Raw genomic sequence first — 20462 nt, 5'->3', positions numbered from 1 at the left:
AGTCGTCAAGGCATTCGGGCAGCAGCGTCACCTGCTGCCGGTCTTCGCCTTCGATGAATCGCTTCATGGGCCACCACCTCGTTCAGACGGGTTGGCTCAATATAGGTGACCATCAAGGGAGTTTCCACACAGCCTCGGCCAAGACCGGACCTTCCTTTGTCGGTCAGAATCCTGGCAAGAAGGCTGACCAACAGCCTCTAAGGACGGTGGCGCAAGCAACCGGTGGTCAAAGTGATCTCGGCTTTCAGCCAATGGCGGTCCTACACTCCCAGCGTCGGGCTTCACCTGGACGAAAGGACGGAATATGAGGCGGCGCCAGTTTGCTTCACTTCTCGGCGGAACTGCGCTTGCATCGCTCCCTGGGTTGCCAGCGTTCGCGGGCCCGTCCGATGGTTGCGGTGCTCCACCTGCGCGAGACGATGGGTGGGCGGTCTCCGCCAACATTGACGACAAGCTCATCGACGGCGGAGCGCTGTGCAGGATGGCTGCTCAACTCGCGGTCTCATCCAACATACATGCCGTGCTGGTAGCACGCAGCGACAAGCTGGTGTTCGAGCGGTACTTCAGCGGTCCCGACGAGGTACCCAGCCTGTTTTTTGGCAGTCGGGTGAAAGAAGTCGTCTTTGATGTCGACACCCTGCACAACATGAAGTCGGTTTCAAAAAGCGTTGCGTCGCTTGCAATCGGGATCGCTATCGATCGGGGACTGATCCGCAGCGTCAACGAACCGATCTTCAACTTCTTCCCCGAGTGCGCAGACTTGCGTTCGCCTGAGAAGGATCGCATTCAACTGGTGCACGTGCTCACCATGACGATGGGTCTGGAGTGGGTGGAGGCGACTCCAGCCACCGGGGAGAACAACGACGAATCGCGCATGCACAGGTCGGCGGACCCGTCTCGCTATGTCCTCGGCTTGGCCTCGACTTCGCCGCCAGGCCAGGAGTTCTTTTACAACACCGGGGCGCTGACCCTCGCGTCCGTCATCGTTCGCAAGGCGACCGGACGGCCCTTGGACGAATTTGCCCGAGAAGTGCTGTTCGAACCGCTGGGCATTACCGACGTGGAGTGGAGCCGGGTCAAGGGCGATACCGATGCCGGAGGAGGGTTACGCTTGCGACCGCGCGACATGGCAAAGATCGGCCAGCTTGTCCTCGCGGGCGGGCGGTGGAACGACCGTCAAATCGTCTCCAGAGATTGGATCGAGACCTCGACGACATCAAAGATCAAGGCGACGGACGATCAATACTATGGGTATCTCTGGTGGCTCGGCCGCGCCCGGACCAACGACGGTGTGGTTACCTGGATTGGCGCACTGGGTCGCGGCGGCCAGTCAATTCGCATCGTCCCGGAGCGCAAACTCGTTGTCGCGGTGACGGCAGGCTACTACCAAGACTACAGCCCGCAAGCATTCAAATTGCAGTTTGGCGTTTTCAGGGACGTCCTACGATCCATTCCGCCCCAAGGCTGAGTACGGGCGGTATCGCTGACTAGGGGCGACGGTCCAGCGGACCGCCCAACTCGGAGGAGACTCGCATGGGACTTCTAACCTTCAGCCTCAACGTCACCCTGGACGGCTGCGTTGACCACCAGGAGGGAATCGCCGACTACGAGACGCACGCCTTCTTCACCCGCCTCATGGACGAGGGTGGGGCGATGCTGTGGGGCCGCGCCACCTACGAGATGATGGAGAGTTACTGGCCGGCGGTCGCCCGCGGCGATGTGGAGGCGCCGCCGACGGTGCGCGAATGGGCGGTCAAACTGGAGATCAAGCCGAAGTACGTCGTGTCGTCGACACGAACGGACTTCCCGTGGACCAACAGCCACCACATCGCCGGCGACTTGCGCTCGGGCGTGCAAAAGCTCAAGGACGCGACCCCGGCCGGAGTGCTCCTCGGCAGCGGCAAGCTCGCAACCGAGTTGGACCGCCTGGATCTGATCGACGAGTACAAGTTCCTCGTTCACCCCAGGATCGCCGGCCACGGCCCGACCCTGTACCAGAGCGGGCTGCCCAGCACGCGACGGCTTGAGTTGATCTCGGCGAAGCCGCTCAGCAACGGCGCGGTCGCCATGCACTACCGGCGCGCGCGCGGCTAACAATCGCTTGCAGCGGAGCGTTGGACGACTGCTTCCGGGGAGCGCCCAGCGCCCGCTATTCGCGCGTCGACAGCGACGGACTTTCAGTCGACGTTGCCGGTCTGTTCCAGCAGCCAATCGCGGAACAACTTCATCGCCGGGCTCATTGGTTTCGACCGCAGCCGCGTCAGCCAGTAACTGCCCGTCATGACCTCTGTGGCCAGCGGGCGGACCAGCCGGCCTTCCTGAAGCTCGCGCTCGAACATCGAGGCCGGCGCGAGCGCGACGCCTGCGCCCTGGATGGCGGCTTCGACCATCAGTCGCGACGAATCAAACACCGGGCCGCGAATCGCGGGGGCATCGAGCCCGGCGGCGGTGAACCATCCCGGCCAGTCCTCGGCCCGATAGGAGCGCAGCAGTGTCTCGTGCAACAGGTCCTGCGCGCGACGCACGCGCGCTGCCGTCGCGGGCGCGCAAAGCACCGTCAGCGGCGTCGCCATCAGGTGATCGGCCTGCAGGCCCTGCCAGTTGCCGTCGCCGAAGCGGATCGCGAAATCCAGCCCTTCGGCGGCCAGGTCGACCACGTTGTTGTGCGTCATCAAGCGCAGGTCGATGAAGGGACAGTTTTCCCGGAACATCCGCAGCCGCGGCATCAGCCAGCCGACCGCAAAGGTGCCGACCACGCCGATGCTCAGCACCTCGAAGAAATGACCGTTGTCGAACTGCTGGACCACCGCCTCCATGCGCCCAAAGGCATCGGCCAGCACCGGCAGCAGCGCATGGCCCTCGTCCGTGAGCGCGAGGCCACGCGGCAGGCGCCTGAACAGTGCGACGCCGAGCCGCGATTCCAGTCCGCGCACCTGCTGGCTCACCGCGGCCTGGGTCACGTTGAGTTCCGCCGACGCGAGCGTGAAGCTCGAGTGGCGCGCAGCGCACTCAAAGGCGCGCAAGGCGTTGAGGGGAAGATGAGTGCGTGCCATCGCTGACCAAAGCTTTTCTTTTGCGAGCCAGAAAATACCATCGTTTGTGAAACCGCCTGAAAGCGCCGAAAGTCACCCGCTTTCAGGAGAACGCATGATTCATCGACGACAGTTTTCGGTCGGCCTGCTGGCCTCTCTCGGCTCCCTGGCTTGCACTTCGGCCCTCGCCCGCAGGGGCAACGAACCCGAACTCTCGCAGCGTTTCGCGGAGATCGAGAAAGCCGCGGGCGCCCGGCTCGGCATCGCCGTGCTCGACACCGGCAGCGGCCTGCGCGCGGGGCATCGCGACAGCGAGCGCTTTCCGATGTGCAGCACCTTCAAGCTCCTGGCCGCTGCGGCGATCCTCGCTCGTGTCGACCAGAAGAAAGAACGACTGGATCGCCGCATCGTCTTTCGCGCAAGCGATCTCGTGAACTATTCGCCCGTGACGGAAAAGCGCGTAGGCGGCGCGGGCATGACACTGGCGGAGATCTGCAAGGCAGCGATCACGCAGAGCGACAACACGGCCGGCAACCTGATGCTCGCCAGCATCGGTGGGCCGGCCGGCCTGACGCGCTTCGCCCGCTCGATCGGCGACGCGCAGACACGCCTTGACCGCACGGAGACTGCGCTCAACGAAGCCCTTCCGGGCGACCCGCGCGACACCACCACGCCGGCTGCGATGCTGACCAACATGCGAAAAATTCTTTTGGGTGATACGTTGCTGGCGTCGTCGCGCGCCGAGCTGCTGGGCTGGCTCGATGCCAACCAGACCGGCGGACAACGACTGCGCGCCGGCGTGCCGGCCGACTGGAAGGTCGGCGACAAGACCGGATCGGGCGACCGCGGCACGGCCAACGACATCGCGATCCTGCGGCCGCCGGGGCGCGCGCCGATCCTGGTCACGGTCTACCTGACCGAGAGCACCGCCTCGATGGAGGCGCGCAACGCCACGATCTCCTCGGTCGGCGCGGCGATCGCAGCATCGTCCTGAGATCGCCCGAAATCGCCGTGCGGCGCTAGCATGCGGCCATGGCACACGATCACCACCACGATCACGACGACGACCGCAGCGAGCTGGGCGAGATGGACCTTCGGGTGCGCGCACTCGAAACCGTGCTCACGCAAAAGGGCTACATCGACCCGGCTGCGCTGGACGTGCTCATCGACACCTACAAGACCCGGATCGGCCCGCGCAACGGTGCCAGAGTCGTCGCAAAGGCCTGGGTCGACCCGGCGTTTCACGACTGGCTGCTGAAAGACGCCACCGCCGCGATCGCCTCGCTCGGCTACACCGGTCGCCAGGGCGAGCACATGGTCGCCGTGGCCAACACCGATGACCGTCATCACATGGTGGTCTGCACGCTGTGCAGCTGCTATCCGTGGCCCGTGCTCGGCCTGCCACCGACCTGGTACAAGAGCGCGCCCTACCGCTCGCGCGCCGTCAGGGACCCGCGCGGCGTGCTGGCCGAGTTCGGTGTCGATCTGCCCGAATCGACCGCGATACGCGTGCTGGATTCGACGGCCGAGGTGCGCTATCTCGTGATTCCGCAACGGCCTGCCGGCACCGAAGGCTGGAGCGAAGAGGCATTGGCAGAACTGGTGACGCGCGACGCCATGATCGGCACCGGCCTGCCGCGCACACCGGAGGCCGCGCAATGACCTACACCTCCCATGCAGACCTCGGAGGCCGCGACATGCCTGGCGCGATCGTGCCCGAACACGAAGGCGAGCCCTTTCATTCGGCATGGGAAGCACGCGTGCTGGCGCTGACGCTGGCCATGGGCGGCACCGGCTCCTGGAACATCCACGCCAGCCGCAGCGCGCGCGAAACGCTGCCGAACTATTCGCGACTGAGCTATTACCAGATCTGGCTGGCCGCACTCGAAAAGCTCATGGCCGAACGCTCGCAGGTGCTGCCAGACGAACTGGCCGCCGGCCGCATGCTGCACCCGCCGCAGCCGGTGAAGCGCGTGCTGCAGGCAGCCGACGTTCCGGCGGCGCTGGCGCGAGGCACGTCCGTCGAGCGGCCAGCCACCGCACCGGCACGCTTCGCCATCGGTCAACGCGTGCGCACGCGCGCCGGCCACGTCGAGCATCACACCCGCCTTCCCGGGTATGTGCAGGGCAAGGTCGGCACCATCGAACATCTGCACGGCATGCACGTCTTCGCCGACGCGCACGCGCAAGGGCTGGGCGAACAGCCGCAATGGCTCTACACGGTGGTCTTCGATGGAAACACGCTGTGGGGCGCGGGCGCCGGGCCCGGGCTCAGCGTGTCGGTCGATGCGTGGGAAAGCTACCTGGAGCCCGCCACATGATCGCCGCAACGCCCTTGTTGCCCGATATGCCAACGAACGACGGCGTCGAGCCCGTCTTCCGTGAACCATGGGAGGCGCACGCCTTCGCGATGACCGTGTCGCTCCATCAGCGCGGGTTGTTCACCTGGCCCGAATGGGCGGACGCACTCGCCCTCCAGATCAGCGCCGCGCAGGCGGCCGGCGACGCCGACAGGGGCGACACCTACTACCGCCACTGGCTCGCCGCGCTGGAGACGCTGGTCGCCAGCAAGGGGGCAAGTTCTTCCGAAGAACTGGCGCGTTACCGTGATGCCTGGGACCACGCCGCCGACCGCACGCCGCACGGCCAGCCGATCGAGCTTCGTGAACAGGATTTCGGCTGAGGGCCCGTCGAGCCGAGGAAGCGGACGTCTCAGCCCTTCTTGCCGCCGAATACGAGCAACGCCCCACCCACCACGATCGCGGCCACGCCGGCCCAGATCGGGAAATCGACTTCCTGCTTCTGCTTCACCGAGAGTTCGACGGGACCGATCTTGAGCTGATGGGTTTCCTTCGTGAAGCTGAAGCCGCCCGTGCCGAGCGCGGCGATGCCCGCAACGATCAGGATCAATCCGACGATTCGGGTGACGGTCATGGGGGTATGTCTCCGGTGCGCCCTCGACTTTAGCCGGAGCGCGAGGTCGCGCCATCAGAGCGAGAGGACCTCGTCCGCCCTGCCCTTGTGGAGCCATTCAGCAAACTCGTCCGCCAGCCGCTGCGATTCCTTCGCCGCCGTGCTCCATGCCTTGACGCGCGCCGGCACATCGTTGCCGTAGCGCAAGAAGTCGTTACGGTCCGGCAGCTTGCCGTTCGGCAGCGACTTGACCCATTCCGGGTTTGGCGCCAAAACCACCATGCGGTCGAGAAAGCCTGTGGCCTTGTGGCGCCACTTGAATCCCTTGTCCAGCCAGCCCGGCACCACGGCCTTCTGGAAATGCGGATACAGCACGATGCCGTCCGCGTTGGCGTAGTCCAGGTGCAGGTGGTAGTCGGTGATGCCGCCGTCCCAGTACGCGCCGGGCGGCGCGCCGGGAATGTCGTGCACCGCCTCGAGCATGAACGGGATCGAGCACGAAGCCTGCAAGGCCAACTCGAAGTTGGCTTCGATCAGGTCGACCTGTCGCGTGCGGAAATCCTGCGTGCCGAAAGGCAGCTTCGCACCCGGCGTCGAGAACACCACGCGTTCGAGCCAGGCGCCCAGGCTCTTGCGGCGCACGCTGTTGGTGATGAAGGCGCCGAGGTAGCCGACGGGCGTGCGAGCGCGGCCCTCGCGGCCCAGAATGTGGCGCCCCCGCGCGGTGATCACGTGCAGGCTGTAGCGCGAATGACCGAGCACTTCCCGCGTGCGACCGCCATAGAAGTCGCGCAGCCCTTCGCCGAACAGCGCGCTGATCTCCCTGGCGCTCAGTCGCTTCTGGCCCACGCGCACCTCGAAGTGCTGATGGATGTAGCCGTGCTCGAACTGCTCGAAGGCCGTCTTCGCATCGGTGAGGCAGGCATTGGCAAGGCGCCATGCGCCGATCGACGCACCGACCAGATCGATGGCCTGCGTGGACTGCGGCAGCCATTCGCCAAACAGGAAGCGATCGATCGGACCGAGGATCAGGCCCTTGGGTCCGCCCGCCGCGCCAGGAACGGTGCGCACGTCCTGCGGTCGCAGTCCTTGTGCAGCGATGTGTTCCCGAGCAACCGGCCCTGCGTAGATGCGAAGCGCCTTCATGCCTCCACCGCTGGCAAGAATCGTGCGCCCACCGCCATGACGCCTACTTGCGAAGGCCTTGCAGCTTGGCGAAGGCCGACGCCATTTGCCCAGCCGGCTGCGGCGAGTTGTCGCGGCGCGGCCCCTGCTGTCCGCGCCCTGCGCCTTCGAACCGGTTCTCGCGTGGGCTGTCGCGACGCGACGGTGCCGCATCGAGCTTCATCGACAGGCCGATGCGCTTGCGCGCCACGTCGACTTCCATCACCTTGACCTTGACGATGTCGCCGGTCTTCACGACCTCGCGCGCATCGTTGACGAACTTGTGCGAAAGCTGGCTGACGTGGACCAGCCCATCCTGGTGCACGCCGAGATCCACGAAGGCACCGAACTGCGCCACGTTGCTTACCGTGCCCTCGAGCACCATGCCTTCGACCAGGTCCTTGATGTCCTCGACGCCGTCGTTGAAGCGCGCCACCTTGAAATCCGGGCGCGGATCGCGGCCGGGCTTCTCCAGTTCGCCGAGGATGTCCTTGACGGTGATGACACCGAATTTCTCGTTCGCGAAAAGCTCGGGCTTGAGCGTCTTCAGCATCTCCGCTCGGCCCATCAGCTCGGCCACCGGCTTGCCTGTCTTCTCGATCATTTTCTCGACGACCGGATAGGTTTCCGGGTGCACGCCGGTCATGTCGAGCGGATTCGCCCCGCCGCGAATGCGCAGGAAGCCCGCGCTTTGTTCGAAGGTCTTGGCGCCGAAGCCGCTCACGTCGAGCAACTGCTGCCTGCTTGCGAACGCGCCGTTGGCCTCGCGCCAACGCACCACGGCCTTGGCGACGCTTGCCGACAGGCCGGACACGCGCGACAGCAGCGGCACGCTGGCGGTGTTCAGGTCGACGCCGACGGAGTTCACGCAATCCTCGACGACCGCATGCAGCGTGCGTGCGAGTTCGCTCTGGTTCACGTCGTGCTGGTACTGGCCGACGCCGATCGACTTGGGGTCGATCTTCACCAATTCAGCCAGCGGGTCCTGCAAGCGCCGAGCGATGCTGGCGGCGCCGCGCAGGCTCACGTCGACATCCGGCATTTCCTGCGACGCGAATTCGCTCGCGGAATAGACGGAAGCGCCGGCCTCGCTCACGACCACCTTATCGATCTTTTGCGGGTCGACGCCCGCCTGCTCGCTCATCTTGGCCAGCAACTTGATGAGGTCAGCGGCCAGCTTGTCGGTCTCGCGGCTGGCGGTGCCGTTGCCGATGGCGATCAGGTTCACGCTGTGCTTGGCGCACAGCTTGCCCAGCGTGTGGAGCGAGCCTTCCCAGTCCTTGCGGGGCTCGTGGGGGAACACGGTGGCGGTCTCGACCAACTTGCCCGTCGAATCGACCACGGCGACCTTGACGCCGGTGCGGATGCCCGGATCGAGGCCCATCACCACGCGCTGGCCGGCCGGCGCGGCCAGCAGCAGGTCGCGCAGGTTGTCGGCGAAGACCTTGATGGCGACTTTCTCGGCCTCTTCGCGCAGACGCGTGAACAGGTCGCGCTCGGTCGACAGCGCCAGCTTGACGCGCCACGTCCAGGCGACGCACTTGCGGATCAGGTCGTCGGCCGCGCGGCCTGCATGGCTCCAGCCCAGGTGCAGCGCGATCTTGCCTTCGGCGATCGAAGGCTTGCCCGGTTCGGGCTCGACCGGCAGCACGAGCCTGGCATCGAGGAATTCCTGCGCGCGACCACGGAACACCGCCAATGCGCGATGCGAAGGCACGCGGCCGATGGGTTCGTCGTAGTCGAAGTAGTCGCGGAATTTCGCGACGTCGGCGTTGTTCTCGTCCTTGCCCGCCATCAGGCTGGACTTGAAGAGGCCCTCGGCCCACAGCCACTCACGCAGCCGCTGCACGAGTGCGGCATCTTCGGCCCAGCGCTCGGAGAGGATGTCGCGGACGCCGTCGAGCACCAGTTGCACGGTGGAGAAATCCAGGCCGTCGGCGGCCGGCTTGACGAATGCCGCGGCCTCATCGGCCGGGTTCAAGGTCGGGTCGGCAAAGAGCTTGTCGGCCAGCGGCTCGATGCCCGCTTCGCGCGCCATCTGGCCCTTGGTGCGGCGCTTGGGCTTGAAGGGAAGGTAGAGGTCTTCCAGTTCCTGCTTGGTCGGCGCGGCGTCGATCGCAGCGCGCAGTTCGGGCGTGAGCTTGCCCTGCTCCTCGATGCTCTTCAGCACCGCCGCGCGGCGATCTTCGAGTTCGCGCAGGTAAGAGAGGCGCACCTCCAGTTCACGCAGCTGGATGTCGTCGAGACCGTCCGTGGCCTCCTTGCGATAGCGCGCGATGAAGGGCACGGTGGCGCCACCGTCGAGCAGGTCGACGGCAGCCTTCACCTGGTGCTCACCGACCTTGATCTCGGCGGCGAGCTGGCGAATGATTTTTTGCATGTCTGAAGGACGTCCCTGGGTCCGGCGCCGCCATCGGGCGCCTTGCGGATAAAGCGGCGAAGTTTGCCATAGGCAAAGTGTGGTCCGGCCCGCATTTCTTCGTGTAATTACTTCGTGTAGCGACTCGCGACGATCGACCGCCGGATCGCCATGTCGGGCCGGCCACAATGGCCCGCAATGCGCTTCCTGAAAAATATCCTGCGGGCGATCTTGACGGCATTGCTGGTGCCGGTGCTGCTGTTCGAGGAATGGGGCTGGGAACCGCTTGCCAAGGTTGGGGCGCTGTTGGCCCGTCTGCCCATCTGGGCGCGCGTGGAAAGCGTCGTGCGAGGCTTGCCGCCATGGGGCGCCGTGCTGGTCTTCTTCTCGCCGATGCTGCTGTTGTTGCCGGTCAAGCTGTTGGGCCTGTTCCTGCTGGCCGAGGGACACGCCAAGAGCGCCGTGATCCTGCTGCTCACGGCCAAGGTGGCCGGGACGGCGATCCTCGCGCGCCTGTTCCAACTCGTCGAGCCGGCGCTGATGCGCATCCCCTGGTTCGCACAGTGGTATCCGCGCTGGAAGGCGTGGAAAGACAACCTGCTTTCCCTCGTGCGGCAAAGCGCGCCTTGGCGTGCAGGCCGTCGCTTGAAGAGCAGCACGTGCCGCTGGTGGCGCAACATGCGACGGGCACCGTGATCCTGAAGAAATTTCATCCGGGTAGATTGCGGATTGCTTTTTGCCCGGGTATTATTCGCGCCCCATGACCCCATCCGCCTCAGAATCCCCTTCCGAATCCCATCTCACGGCCTTCGCGGGCTTCCGGCGCATCGCCTCGGGGCCGCGCTCGCAGGTCATCGCGCAATTGCGCAAGCAATGCACCCGAACGGACACGGCACTGCCCTTCGTATTCGACGACGCCACGGGCGAGCGCCTCGATCTCGATCTGCGCGACGAACCCGCCCCCGAGCCGCAAGCTTCGTCATCTGAAGAACAGTCCGCACGCGGCGTCGGGCGCCCGAAGCTCGGCGTCGTCGCCCGCGAAGTCACATTGCTGCCGCGCCATTGGGATTGGCTCGCGCGGCAACCCGGCGGCGCCTCGGTGGCCCTGCGGCGTCTGGTCGACGAGGCGCGCCACGTGCATGCCGACCGCGATGCGAAGCGCGCCGCACGCGAAACCACCTATCGCTTCATGACGGCCATCGCGGGCGACCTGCCTGGCTTCGAGGAAGCCACCCGCGCGCTCTTTGCCGGCGAGCGCGAGCGCTTCGACGAACTCATCGGCCCCTGGCCCGACGATCTGCGGTCGCACCTGCACAAACTCGCCGCCGCGGCCTGGAGCGCCGCATGAAGCCGCCGATCCAGACAGCCGGAACCACCGCCATCGCCGCAGACGACATCCAGCACGCAGGCGAAATCGCCGCACCGCCCGCATCGGTCGCCGACCCGGTGCCGCCGCCGATTGCCTCGCACGCCAATCCGCGCGCGGCGGCCATGGGGTCGCGGCCGTTGTGGAAGACCTTCCTGCTGTTCCTCGCGCCGATGCTGCTGAGCAACATCCTGCAGTCGCTGTCGGGCACGCTCAACAACGTCTATCTCGGACAAATGATCGGTGTCGGCGCGCTCGCGGCGGTGTCGAGCTTCTTCCCGGTGATGTTCTTCTTCATCGCCTTCACCATCGGCCTCGGTGCCGGTGCGTCGGTGCTGATCGGGCAGGCCTGGGGTGCGCGCGAGCCCGACAAGGCGCGGGCCGTCGCCGGTACCACGCTCACCGTCGGCGTGCTGTTCGGGCTGTGCGTGGCGCTTTTCGGCGGCGCTTTCACCGAGCCGATGCTGAATCTGCTGGGCACACCGCCGGACATCCTGGCCGACGCCACGAGCTATGCGCGAATCATCCTGATCGCGATGCCCGGCCTCTTCGTGTTCCTGCTGTCAACGGCGATGCTGCGCGGCGTGGGCGACACGGTGACGCCGCTCTACACGCTGATGATCTCCACGCTTCTCGGACTGGTGATCACGCCGGCGCTGATTCGCGGCTGGTTCGGCCTGCCCAAGCTGGGCGTGGCAAGCGGCGCGTGCGCCACGGTGATCGCGTTCGTGGTCGCGACGATCTGGCTGGCCTTTCACCTGAGGCACAAGAAGAGCCCGCTCGCGCCCGATGCCGACTTCGTGCGCCATCTGCGGGTGCGGCCCGCACTGCTCAAGGCTGTGCTCAAGGTCGGCGTGCCCACCGGGGTGCAGATGATCGTCGTGTCGCTGGCCGAAATTGCCCTGCTCTCCTTCGTCAATGCCTACGGCTCGCACGCGACGGCGGCATACGGCGCAGTGAACCAGGTCGTGGCGTATGTGCAGTTCCCGGCGATCTCGATCGCGATCACGGCGTCCATCCTCGGCGCGCAGGCGATCGGCGCCGGTCAGGTGAATCGCCTCGGCGCGATCACGCGCACCGCGCTGCAGATGAACCTCGTGCTCACGGGGTCGCTCGTTGTGCTCGGCTATCTGTTCTCGCGCCCGCTGATGGGCTTCTTCATCACCAGCGAGCCGGTGATCGACGTGGCGCAGACGCTGCTGCACATCATGCTGTGGAGCACGGTGATCTTCGGCATGGGCTCCGCCCTCTCGGGGATCATGCGCGCCAGCGGCTCGGTGCTGGTGCCCACCAGTATCTCGATCTTTTGCATAGCGCTGATCGAAGTGCCGGTCGCGTGGTGGATGAGCCATCGGATGGGTCTCAACGGGATCTGGATCGCGTATCCGGTGGCCTTCACGGCCATGCTCACGATGCAGGCGTGCTACTACCGCTTCGTATGGCGCAAGAAGACGATTCGTCGGCTGATCTGAAATCTTCGGACGCACTGCCCGTCCTGTATTCATTCCGGCGCTGCCCGTATGCCATGCGGGCACGCATGGCGATTGCGGCCAGCGGCCAGCAGTGCGAGCTGCGTGAAGTCGTCCTGCGCGAAAAGCCGGCGGAACTGCTCGCCGCTTCGCCCAAGGGCACCGTGCCGGTGCTGGTCGACGTGGACGGCCGTGTGATCGACCAGAGCCTGGACATCATGCTCTGGGCCTTGCGGCGCAACGACCCGGCGCACTGGTTGCCGACGGATCGAAAGCGGCTCGACGAGACGCTGTCGCTCATTGTCGAATGCGATGGCGAATTCAAGCGGCACCTCGATGGCTACAAGTATCCGGAACGGCAGCCGGACGGCGACGCCTCCGCGCACCGCACGCGCGGCGCTGCATTCCTGATGCGGCTCGATGCGCGATTGCAAGCATCACGCTGCCTGCACGGCGAGCACCCTGCCCTCGCGGATATCGCGATCGCACCCTTCGTGCGCCAGTTCGCGCAAGTCGATGCAACGTGGTTCGATGCGCAGCCATGGCCACGATTGCGCGAATGGCTTTCGGCGCGATTGAGCGCGCCAGTCTTCGCGCAGGTGATGGACAAGTATCCGCAGTGGCGTGCCGGCGAGCCTGGCATTGCCTTTCCGGCGCGGTAGCTTTGAGCTCGGGTCTCCGAGCCCGACTGGCGCAGGGCAACGCCTGTGTCTTGGCTCGCGATTCTTCCCGCCCAAATTGACAAACTTGTGTCCCAAATAAGCAAGGGCTTGTCGCCGACGCGCCAGATACTGCTTGCATGGGCCCAGCTCCCGAACGGACCGGCACACGCAACCCATTCTCGACATTCACCCTTCAACCCGGAGACCCATCGCCATGAACTTCCTTGACGGCCACCTGTATCCCGAGAACCAGCAGCCGCTGATCATTACCGCCGCGCCCTATGCGCCGGGCTGGATTCCCTCGGACTTCCCGGAAGACATCCCGGTCACGATGGAGGAGCAGATCCAGAAGGCTGTGGATTGCTACGAAGCCGGTGCCACCGTGCTGCATCTGCATGTGCGTGAAGCCGATGGCAAGGGCAGCAAGCGCCTGTCCATGTTCAATGAGCTGATCGCCGGGGTGCGCGCCCGCGTGCCGGAAATGATCATCCAGGTGGGCGGCTCCATCAGCTTCGCGCCCGAAGATGATGGCTCGGCCGCCAAGTGGCTGAGCGATGACACGCGGCATATGTTGGCCGAACTCACTCCGAAGCCCGACCAGGTGACGGTGACCGTCAACACGACGCAGATGAATGTGACGGAGCATGCGGGCATCGATGACTTCAAGGGAGTTTCGCGGGGGTTCCCTCACCTCTATGCAACCTACAAGGACATGGTCGTGCCCTCGAATCCCAGCTGGGCCGAAGAGCACATTCGACGCCTCACCGCTGCCGGAATTCAGAGCGAATTCCAGTGCTACAACATCAACAGCTTTGAAACGATCGAGCGGATGATTCGCCGCGGCGTCTACAAGGGCCCACTGGTGATGAACTGGGTCGCCATCAGCGGCGGCATGGATCAAGCGAACATCTACAACCTGGCCAACTTCCTGCGTGCTGCGCCCGACGGCGCGGTGGTGACGGTGGAAAGTTCGGTGCTCAATGTGCTGCCCGTGAACATGATCGGGATCGCCTTGGGCCTCCATGTGCGGTGCGGCATCGAGGACGTGCTCTGGAACCAGACCCGCACGGGCAAGATGAGTTCGGTCGAGCAGATCAAGCAATTGGTGCGTATCTCTACCGAATTTGGCCGCCCCATTGCGACAGCGCAGCAGGCACGAGAGATCATGAAGATCGGGGTCTTCTACGAAACGACGGAAGAGACGCTTCAGGCCAATGGCTTCGCGCCCAATCGCAATGGCGGCAACCAGGGATTCCTGCGCAAGCCGACCTGAAGCCTCAGGCACGCGAACCTTCAAGGAAACAATAGATGACTACATCATTGACTCGCAGGGAGCTGGTACTTGGCGCGGCAGCATCTCTGATGAGCAATTTGGCCGGCGCTCAAGGTAGCAACAGCTGGCCATCACGCCCCATTAAAGTCATCGTGCCAGGGGGAGCAGGCGGCGTGTTGGACGCCATGGCGCGAAAACTCTACACCAAGCTTGGGGAAACGCTGGGCCAGCCATTTGTCATAGAAAATCGCTCTGGCGCGAATGGATTGATCGGTACCTCCGCGGTCAAAACCGCCGCACCGGATGGCTATACGCTTTTGCACAGCACAGCCTCATCCATGGTGATGGCTGAGGCCCTGAATCCAGACCTTCCGATTAAAACCTTGCGAGACCTGGAGCCCGTGGCGCTATCTTCCATAGGTGGTGTGCTGCTTGCAGTGCACTCTTCGGTGCCCGCGAACACGCTCCCCGAACTGGTTGATCTGCTGCGAAGCGATCCCAAAAAATACCAATCGTATGGAAGTTGGGGCGTCGGTTCGAACGGCCACCTGACGATGGAGTGGATCAAGCAACGAACAGGCCTGACCATCAATCACGTCCCCTATAAGACATCACCCGGGTTGCTGACTGACATTGTCTCCGGCGTGATTCCCATCGGCTGGGTGGACGTGGTTTCTCCGCTGGGCTTTATTGCGCAAGGGAAGCTGCGCGGCATCGCATTGTCAGGCACGGTGCGCAGCCCCAAACTGCCCGATGTCAAAACGCTTTCCGAGCAAGGCTATCCATTTACCGCCACGGGCTGGCAAGGTGTTTTTGCACCCAAAAATACGCCATTGGGGTTGCTTGAGCGTCTGCATGCGGCCATCAATCATGAATTGGTGCAGCCAGAATTCGGAGAATCCCTTCGCCAGATGAATATCCCGCCTGCAACCCCCGTGAGTCGTCAGGCATTCGCGCAAATGATAGAGAGCGACCTGGTGACCTGGCGGAAGGTCGTCGTGGACGGAAATATCAGGCCGGATTGAGAGACCATGAAGATCGCCTCTCACGTTGACAAGATCAGTCGCCTTCTGCAGCTCCGCGATCGACTCGACCCTCTTGCAGACTTTGAACTCTGGTATTGGACGAGCCTTACCGCGGGAACCAACATGTGGAACGCCTCGCTGCATGCAACAGGATTTACCAGCGAAGATCGCGCTTTTTCCACGATCCCCGGTGTGCACGTCGTACCCCAGAGTGACGGAAGCTGCCGCAGGGAACTGCGCGGTCCGGGGGATGTGAGCCATGTCGGCTGGCCGCCCATTCCTGGCGACATGCCAGAGCCCATCCAGCGCCTGGAGGCAGCATTGCATGCACTGGAAGATCACCGTGATCCTTGCTTGCGCGGAGATCGCACCCCAACCCCAGCGATTGTCGATGACTGCAATCTCGCGCTGTCGCAAGCACTATCCGTCTACGAGGCATTGGTCCCTCAGGGCACACATCCATGACCCCAGGAAATCACCGCGACAAGGCAGAACGAATTGAACGATCGCTTGTCAAGCTCACTGATTCGGATTGGGAAATTCGGATTGAAGCTGCCATGCTTGCAGGTACGCACTGGGTCAACCATGTGCTGCATGAAAGCGGCGTCAGTGAGCCGTCGGAAGACATGGTGCATGCATCCATGTGCACAGTCAGCGTACTTCGCAAGTACAAGCTTGCGGCGCCTGATTTGATCGCACGACTTGAAGAAATCGAGGAACTTCGCCCGCAGTTCGTCCGCGGAGACATGGACGGAGGTGCGGACGCTGCGAACAGAGCACTTGAGTTGCTGGACCTGATCGCAGAACAAGCGCGAAAAATTACCTGAGCCATCTACGGACGACTGGACGATTCAGTCCCGTATTCGCCAAAAGCGGCCGCATCGGCGGCTTGTTTGCTCCATTGCGAGGCGCTGCAGCCGAAAAGACTGCGGAACCAATGACTGAAGCTGCTGAGCCTGGAGAAGCCCAGCAGCTCGGCCACCTCGCCAAGCGGCAGGTCGCTCTCGCGCAAATGGCGCTTGACCAGATCCGATCGCACTTGGTCGAGCACGCGGCTGAAGGCGAGACCCTCCGCATCCAGTTGACGGTACAGCGTGCGACGATCGACGCGCAGGAGGCGTGCAACCTCTTGTGCACTGCACGTGCCACCAGGCAGCAGTGCCAGGATGATCTGGCGGCAGGCCTCTTGCGCGCTTTCGCTCCGATCCTTCAGGGCCGCTTCCAGGTATTTGCGCGCGAATCCCGCCGACACCTGGTCTCCGGACTCGCGCGGCTTTGACAAGTCGATCGCCATGCAGACCAAGCCGTTGAATTCCTGATTGAACTTGACGTTCCGTCCGAAGAATGCCCGATGTGCGGAGACGTCCTTGGGTGGGCGATGTGTAAAGCAGACTTCAAGCGGTTGCCAATGCGGTCCGATCAATTCGCTCAGCATGCGAAACGTGCCGCCCACCGCGAGTTCCATCGACTGTCGCATCGCCAGCCCGGGGCTTGGCAGCAAGTCTTCCCGGATGATGACCATGCTGGCGGTGTCTTCAACTCGGATCGTCAGCGAGGTGTTCACCAGCTTCAGGTAGCGGCACAGAGTGTCGAGGGCATCCCTCGGTGTGGGCTCTTCCCTCAGTACGAGGCTGATAGGCCCGAGGGCGGACAGCTTGCGCTTTGCCGCAAGACGCAGCGCCAGATCTTCGGTCTGCGTGGCACGGGCGGTGATCTCCAGCAACTCGCGCGCGGCATCTCTCGAGATCAGCGTCTCAGGGTCTTCGAGCAACTTCGCATGCAACCCCACGGCTCGCATGAACACATGGGGATCTCGCCCGAGCGACTCCACCAACTCGACGTAGCCGCTCAAGGTGGCGCTGCGCATCAGTCGAGAGAATTGTCTCTTGGGCTCGCTCATGAGGCCTATTTTGGCACTGGCCTTGCCCCCCGAGACGGCATTCCAGATGACGTGAGCTTGCCCCTGATGCTCGCCGGACAGGGTTTCTGTGGGTCGGATTCACGGACCTCCGGTGATACCCTGCACCGCGATCCAACAACCCGAAGACAGAGACAACATGCGCATCCCAAGGACCCGGCCGACCGTACGCCAGACATTGCTCGCACTCGCCGCCATCGCCGCATTCTCCGGCGCCGCCCACGCCGACGTCCTCGACGATGTCAAGGCGCACGGCGTCGTCAAGTGCGGCGTCACGCTGGCTGCGCCCGGCTTCTCGGCCGAGGACAACGCCGGCAAGCGCGAAGGCTTCGACGTCGACTTGTGCAAGGCCATCGCCGCCGCGACGCTCGGCGACGAGACGAAGATCCAGCTCGTGCCGATGGACCTCAAGACCGCCTTTGCCGGCCTGCCCACCGGCGCGGTCGACGTGCTCACGCACCGCTTCACCTGGACGCAAAGCCGCGACGTGAGCGGTCTCAAGTTCCCGAAGGTGATGTTCTTCGACGGCCAGGGCTTCGCCGTGACCACCAAGTCGAAGGCCAGCAAGATCGCCGACCTGAACAACGCCACCATCTGCACCGCGCAGGGCAGCACGTCGGAACTCATCGTGGCCGACTACTTTCGTGCTCACAAGCTCAAGTACAAGATCGTGACCTTCGCCTCGCAGGAGCAGGCGTGGGATGCCTTCGTCGGCAAGCGCTGCGATGCGGCCATCAACGACCGCTCGGGCCTGGCCGCGCGCCTGGCCAAGCTGCCGAACCGCGACGAGTTCAAGGTGCTGGCGGAGACGGTTTCGAACGAGCCCATCGGCCCGATCGTGGCGCAGGGACAGCCGCGCTGGGAAGCCGTCGTGCGCTTCACGATGAACGCCCTGGTGGCGGCTGAAGAACTCGGCATCACGCAGGCCAACGTCGACGAGCAACGCAACTCGCAGAGCCCGGACGTGCAGCGCCTGCTGGGCACCACGGGCGACTTCGGCATCAAGCTCGGCGTGAACCCCGACTGGGCCTACAAGGCCATCAAGGCGGTGGGCAACTACGGCGACGTGTGGGACCGCAACGTCGGCCCGAAGACCGCCCTGCGCCTGGACCGCGGCCGCAATGCGCTGGTGGCCAATGGCGGCCTGATGATGGCGATTCCGGTCCGTTGAAGGAACGCGCGCGCAAGATGTCCCGCGCCGTTCTCATGGAACGGCTGCCGGGCTATGTCGGACAGGCCCTGCTCGTGGCCGTGATCGGCTGGCTCGCATGGCGCGGCATCGCCAACTTCCTCGTCAATGCGCACACGCTGGGCATTTCCATCGGCTATGGTTTCCTGCGGACCGAGGCAGGCTTCGAGATCGCCCAGACGCTGGTTCCGTTCGGCCCGGCATCGACCTATGGCGACGCCATCCTCGTCGCGGCGCTCAACACGCTGCTGGTGGTGGCGCTGGCGATCGTGTTCAGCACCTTGATCGCACTCTTCATCGCCTTCGGCCGGCTCAGCACGCACCCGCTGGTGCGCGGCGCATCGACCGTCTACGTGGAGGTGTTTCGCAACATCCCCATGCTGCTGCAGATTTTCTTCTGGTACTTCTCCGCGATCGCCCTCCTGCCGGACGTGGGCGACAGCCTGCATCTCGGCCCCGCGTTGCTGAACAACCGCGGGCTGTTCCTCCCGCACCTGATGATGACGGCCACGGGTGGATTCGGATGGGACATCCCCGTCGTCGAAGGCTTCAACGTCAGCGGCGGCTTTGCGCTGTTGCCCGAACTCATCGCGCTGACGCTCGGGCTGTCGATCTACAACAGCACCTTTCTCGCCGAGATCTTTCGCGCGGGCATCCTTTCGGTACCACGCGGTCAGTCGGAGGCCGCGGCCACCGTGGGACTGAGCGGGGTGCGCGCCGCCCTGCTGGTCGTCCTGCCGCAAGCCCTGCGCGTTGCATTGCCGCCGGCTGCCGGGCAGTACCAGACGCTCGCCAAGGCCTCCTCGCTTGCCGCAGCCATCGGCTACCCGGACGTCATGCAGATCGTCGGCGGCACGGTGTTGAGCCAGACCGGCCAGGCGCTCGAAGCCATGGCGCTGGTCGTGGTGTTCTATGCGGCCATCAATCTCACCATTGCATTGGTGGTGAATCTCGCAAATCGCCATTTGATGAAGCGCCATGGCCGCTGAGATGAGTCGCTTCCTGCGCGAGGTGCCGGTCGCTGCGCGGCCCGTGCCGGCGACCGCGATCCCTGCGCTCACGCGCTGGCGCCGGGCCTGGTTTCCGAGTCCAGCCATGGGCTTGATCTCTTTGCTGCTGCTGGTCGCCTTCGTCCTGGCAGGCTGGCGCTTCTTCGAATGGGCCGTCGTGCATGCGCACTGGACCGGCACCTCCAGTGACGCCTGCCCGGACAGCCGCGGCGCCTGCTGGGCTTTCGTGACCGCGCGGTGGAAGCCCTGGCTGGTCGGCGACTATCCATCGGACCAGTTGTGGCGCGCCTGGGCCTGCTTCATGGGTTTTGCGCTGTTCTGGACCTGGGTGGTTCGCCGCGCGCACGGCGCGAGCCTGCAGCGGGTGTTGATGGGCTTCGTGTGGATGCCGGTGCTGTTCTTCCTGCTGTTGCTGGGCGGCGGCATCCTGCCCTTCGTGCCGCCGACGCGTTGGGGCGGCCTGCTGCTCACGCTGGTCGTGACGCTGGCGACCTTTGCGACCGCGCTGCCGTTGGGCCTTGCGCTCGCGCTCGGCCGCCGCTCGCGCCTGCCGGTTGTGCGCTGGGTCTGCGCCGCGTTCGTCGAATCCATGCGCTCGGTGCCCTTGCTGGTCGTGCTGTTCATCGCGGCCACCTTGCTGCCGATGTTCCTGCCCAGAGGCTCGAACGTCGACCTGTTCTCGCGCGCGCTCGCCGCTTTCGCGCTGTTCAACGCGGCGATGGCGGCGGAAGTCTTTCGCGGTGGATTGCAGTCCATCGGCAGGGGCCAGTTCGAAGCCGCCACGACGGTGGGCCTGAGCGACTTCATGGCCTTGCGCCTGATCGTGCTGCCGCAGGCCGTGACCGCCGTGGTGCCTGCGCTGGTCAACATCATGATCGCCGTGATCAAGGAAACGACGCTCCTTTCGGTGATCGGCGTCAACGACCTGCTCGGCGCGGTCGAAACGGGCGCCAAGTCGCCCGGCTGGGTGGGCGATGCCAACATCCTGACCTCGGGCCACGTCTTCCTGGCGCTGGCCTACCTTGCCGTCTGCTGGGGGCTCTCGCGCTACAGCCGCCGGCTCGAAGCCTCGCGCTGACCCC

22 protein-coding genes are annotated in these 20462 nt (G+C 64.6%); 17 read left to right on the top strand and 5 right to left on the bottom strand.

The annotated features are described in order from the left end of the window. Positions 1–481 precede the first annotated feature (481 nt). Positions 482–1468, top strand: a complete 987-nt coding sequence (locus tag AC1DN9_RS18765; RefSeq protein WP_478102798.1) for a serine hydrolase domain-containing protein — start codon at positions 482–484, stop codon at positions 1466–1468. Between the two features lie 65 nt (positions 1469–1533). Further along, on the top strand, positions 1534–2094 hold the full coding sequence (locus AC1DN9_RS18760) for a dihydrofolate reductase family protein (protein ID WP_478102796.1): 561 nt from the start codon (positions 1534–1536) through the stop codon (positions 2092–2094). A gap of 83 nt (positions 2095–2177) precedes the next feature. Here the strand turns inward: AC1DN9_RS18760 and AC1DN9_RS18755 are convergent, their stop codons facing one another. Continuing rightward, positions 2178–3053 carry a LysR substrate-binding domain-containing protein gene (locus AC1DN9_RS18755; protein ID WP_478102795.1) on the bottom strand — a complete coding sequence of 292 codons (876 nt, stop codon included), beginning with the start codon at positions 3051–3053 and terminating at the stop codon, positions 2178–2180. 94 nt (positions 3054–3147) lie between these two features. On the opposite strand from AC1DN9_RS18755, the gene bla reads away from it, so the two are divergent. Genes bla through AC1DN9_RS18735 form a run of 4 tightly spaced genes read left to right on the top strand, consistent with a single transcriptional unit; the run spans position 3148 to position 5715 of the window. After that, complete coding sequence (gene bla, locus AC1DN9_RS18750; protein ID WP_478102793.1) at positions 3148–4026, top strand: class A beta-lactamase; 879 nt, start codon at positions 3148–3150, stop codon at positions 4024–4026. Positions 4027–4064: 38 nt separating this feature from the next. Continuing rightward, a complete protein-coding gene (nthA, locus tag AC1DN9_RS18745; RefSeq protein ID WP_478102792.1) occupies positions 4065–4694 on the top strand; it encodes a nitrile hydratase subunit alpha in 630 nt (209 codons plus the stop codon). Continuing rightward, positions 4691–5353, top strand: coding sequence for a nitrile hydratase subunit beta (gene nthB, locus AC1DN9_RS18740; protein ID WP_478102791.1), 663 nt, complete (start codon positions 4691–4693; stop codon positions 5351–5353). The genes nthA and nthB overlap by 4 nt, the downstream gene beginning before the upstream one ends. Continuing rightward, entirely contained in the window at positions 5350–5715 is a 366-nt protein-coding gene (locus tag AC1DN9_RS18735; RefSeq protein WP_478102789.1) for a nitrile hydratase accessory protein, read from the top strand. Before nthB ends, AC1DN9_RS18735 begins: the two co-directional genes overlap by 4 nt. Positions 5716–5744: 29 nt before the next feature. Here the strand turns inward: AC1DN9_RS18735 and AC1DN9_RS18730 are convergent, their stop codons facing one another. From AC1DN9_RS18730 to AC1DN9_RS18720, 3 genes are read right to left on the bottom strand one after another with little or no spacing between them, the layout of a single operon-like run. Beyond that, positions 5745–5966, bottom strand: a complete 222-nt coding sequence (locus AC1DN9_RS18730) for a hypothetical protein (protein WP_478102787.1) — start codon at positions 5964–5966, stop codon at positions 5745–5747. Positions 5967–6020: 54 nt separating this feature from the next. Continuing rightward, the gene (locus AC1DN9_RS18725) at positions 6021–7091 is read right to left on the bottom strand and encodes a patatin-like phospholipase domain-containing protein (protein ID WP_478102785.1); all 1071 of its coding nucleotides are present in this window, start codon (positions 7089–7091) and stop codon (positions 6021–6023) included. A gap of 43 nt (positions 7092–7134) precedes the next feature. Then, the gene (locus tag AC1DN9_RS18720; protein ID WP_478102783.1) at positions 7135–9489 is read right to left on the bottom strand and encodes a Tex family protein; all 2355 of its coding nucleotides are present in this window, start codon (positions 9487–9489) and stop codon (positions 7135–7137) included. Between the two features lie 177 nt (positions 9490–9666). On the opposite strand from AC1DN9_RS18720, the gene AC1DN9_RS18715 reads away from it, so the two are divergent. From AC1DN9_RS18715 to AC1DN9_RS18680, 8 genes are all read left to right on the top strand, one after another. Beyond that, positions 9667–10164 carry a hypothetical protein gene (locus AC1DN9_RS18715; protein ID WP_478102782.1) on the top strand — a complete coding sequence of 166 codons (498 nt, stop codon included), beginning with the start codon at positions 9667–9669 and terminating at the stop codon, positions 10162–10164. 64 nt (positions 10165–10228) lie between these two features. Next, positions 10229–10816 carry a DUF2239 family protein gene (locus tag AC1DN9_RS18710; RefSeq protein WP_478102781.1) on the top strand — a complete coding sequence of 196 codons (588 nt, stop codon included), beginning with the start codon at positions 10229–10231 and terminating at the stop codon, positions 10814–10816. Between the two features lie 143 nt (positions 10817–10959). Continuing rightward, the gene (locus tag AC1DN9_RS18705) at positions 10960–12306 is read left to right on the top strand and encodes an MATE family efflux transporter (RefSeq protein WP_478102811.1); all 1347 of its coding nucleotides are present in this window, start codon (positions 10960–10962) and stop codon (positions 12304–12306) included. Continuing rightward, positions 12273–12965 carry a glutathione S-transferase gene (locus AC1DN9_RS18700; RefSeq protein ID WP_478102779.1) on the top strand — a complete coding sequence of 231 codons (693 nt, stop codon included), beginning with the start codon at positions 12273–12275 and terminating at the stop codon, positions 12963–12965. Before AC1DN9_RS18705 ends, AC1DN9_RS18700 begins: the two co-directional genes overlap by 34 nt. A 214-nt stretch (positions 12966–13179) precedes the next feature. Further along, positions 13180–14238, top strand: a complete 1059-nt coding sequence (locus tag AC1DN9_RS18695; RefSeq protein WP_478102778.1) for a beta-keto acid cleavage family enzyme — start codon at positions 13180–13182, stop codon at positions 14236–14238. Positions 14239–14273: 35 nt separating this feature from the next. Beyond that, positions 14274–15263, top strand: a complete 990-nt coding sequence (locus tag AC1DN9_RS18690) for a Bug family tripartite tricarboxylate transporter substrate binding protein (RefSeq protein ID WP_478102776.1) — start codon at positions 14274–14276, stop codon at positions 15261–15263. A 6-nt stretch (positions 15264–15269) separates the two neighbouring features. Beyond that, on the top strand, positions 15270–15728 hold the full coding sequence (locus AC1DN9_RS18685; protein WP_478102774.1) for a hypothetical protein: 459 nt from the start codon (positions 15270–15272) through the stop codon (positions 15726–15728). Continuing rightward, on the top strand, positions 15725–16090 hold the full coding sequence (locus AC1DN9_RS18680) for a hypothetical protein (RefSeq protein WP_478102773.1): 366 nt from the start codon (positions 15725–15727) through the stop codon (positions 16088–16090). The genes AC1DN9_RS18685 and AC1DN9_RS18680 overlap by 4 nt, the downstream gene beginning before the upstream one ends. A gap of 5 nt (positions 16091–16095) precedes the next feature. Here the strand turns inward: AC1DN9_RS18680 and AC1DN9_RS18675 are convergent, their stop codons facing one another. After that, the gene (locus AC1DN9_RS18675; RefSeq protein ID WP_478102771.1) at positions 16096–17130 is read right to left on the bottom strand and encodes an AraC family transcriptional regulator; all 1035 of its coding nucleotides are present in this window, start codon (positions 17128–17130) and stop codon (positions 16096–16098) included. Positions 17131–17320: 190 nt separating this feature from the next. Here AC1DN9_RS18675 and AC1DN9_RS18670 point away from each other — a divergent pair, with 190 nt between their 5' ends. Genes AC1DN9_RS18670 through AC1DN9_RS18660 form a run of 3 tightly spaced genes read left to right on the top strand, consistent with a single transcriptional unit; the run spans position 17321 to position 20458 of the window. Beyond that, a complete protein-coding gene (locus tag AC1DN9_RS18670; protein ID WP_478102769.1) occupies positions 17321–18352 on the top strand; it encodes an amino acid ABC transporter substrate-binding protein in 1032 nt (343 codons plus the stop codon). Positions 18353–18369: 17 nt separating this feature from the next. Further along, the gene (locus AC1DN9_RS18665) at positions 18370–19359 is read left to right on the top strand and encodes an ABC transporter permease subunit (protein ID WP_478102767.1); all 990 of its coding nucleotides are present in this window, start codon (positions 18370–18372) and stop codon (positions 19357–19359) included. Then, complete coding sequence (locus AC1DN9_RS18660; protein ID WP_478102765.1) at positions 19349–20458, top strand: amino acid ABC transporter permease; 1110 nt, start codon at positions 19349–19351, stop codon at positions 20456–20458. The genes AC1DN9_RS18665 and AC1DN9_RS18660 overlap by 11 nt, the downstream gene beginning before the upstream one ends. Positions 20459–20462 lie beyond the last annotated feature (4 nt).

The organism is Variovorax sp. 05L425, from assembly GCF_056397705.1.
Note: the sequence above shows the minus strand (reverse complement) of the source record. Positions and strands in the feature narration are given on the sequence as shown.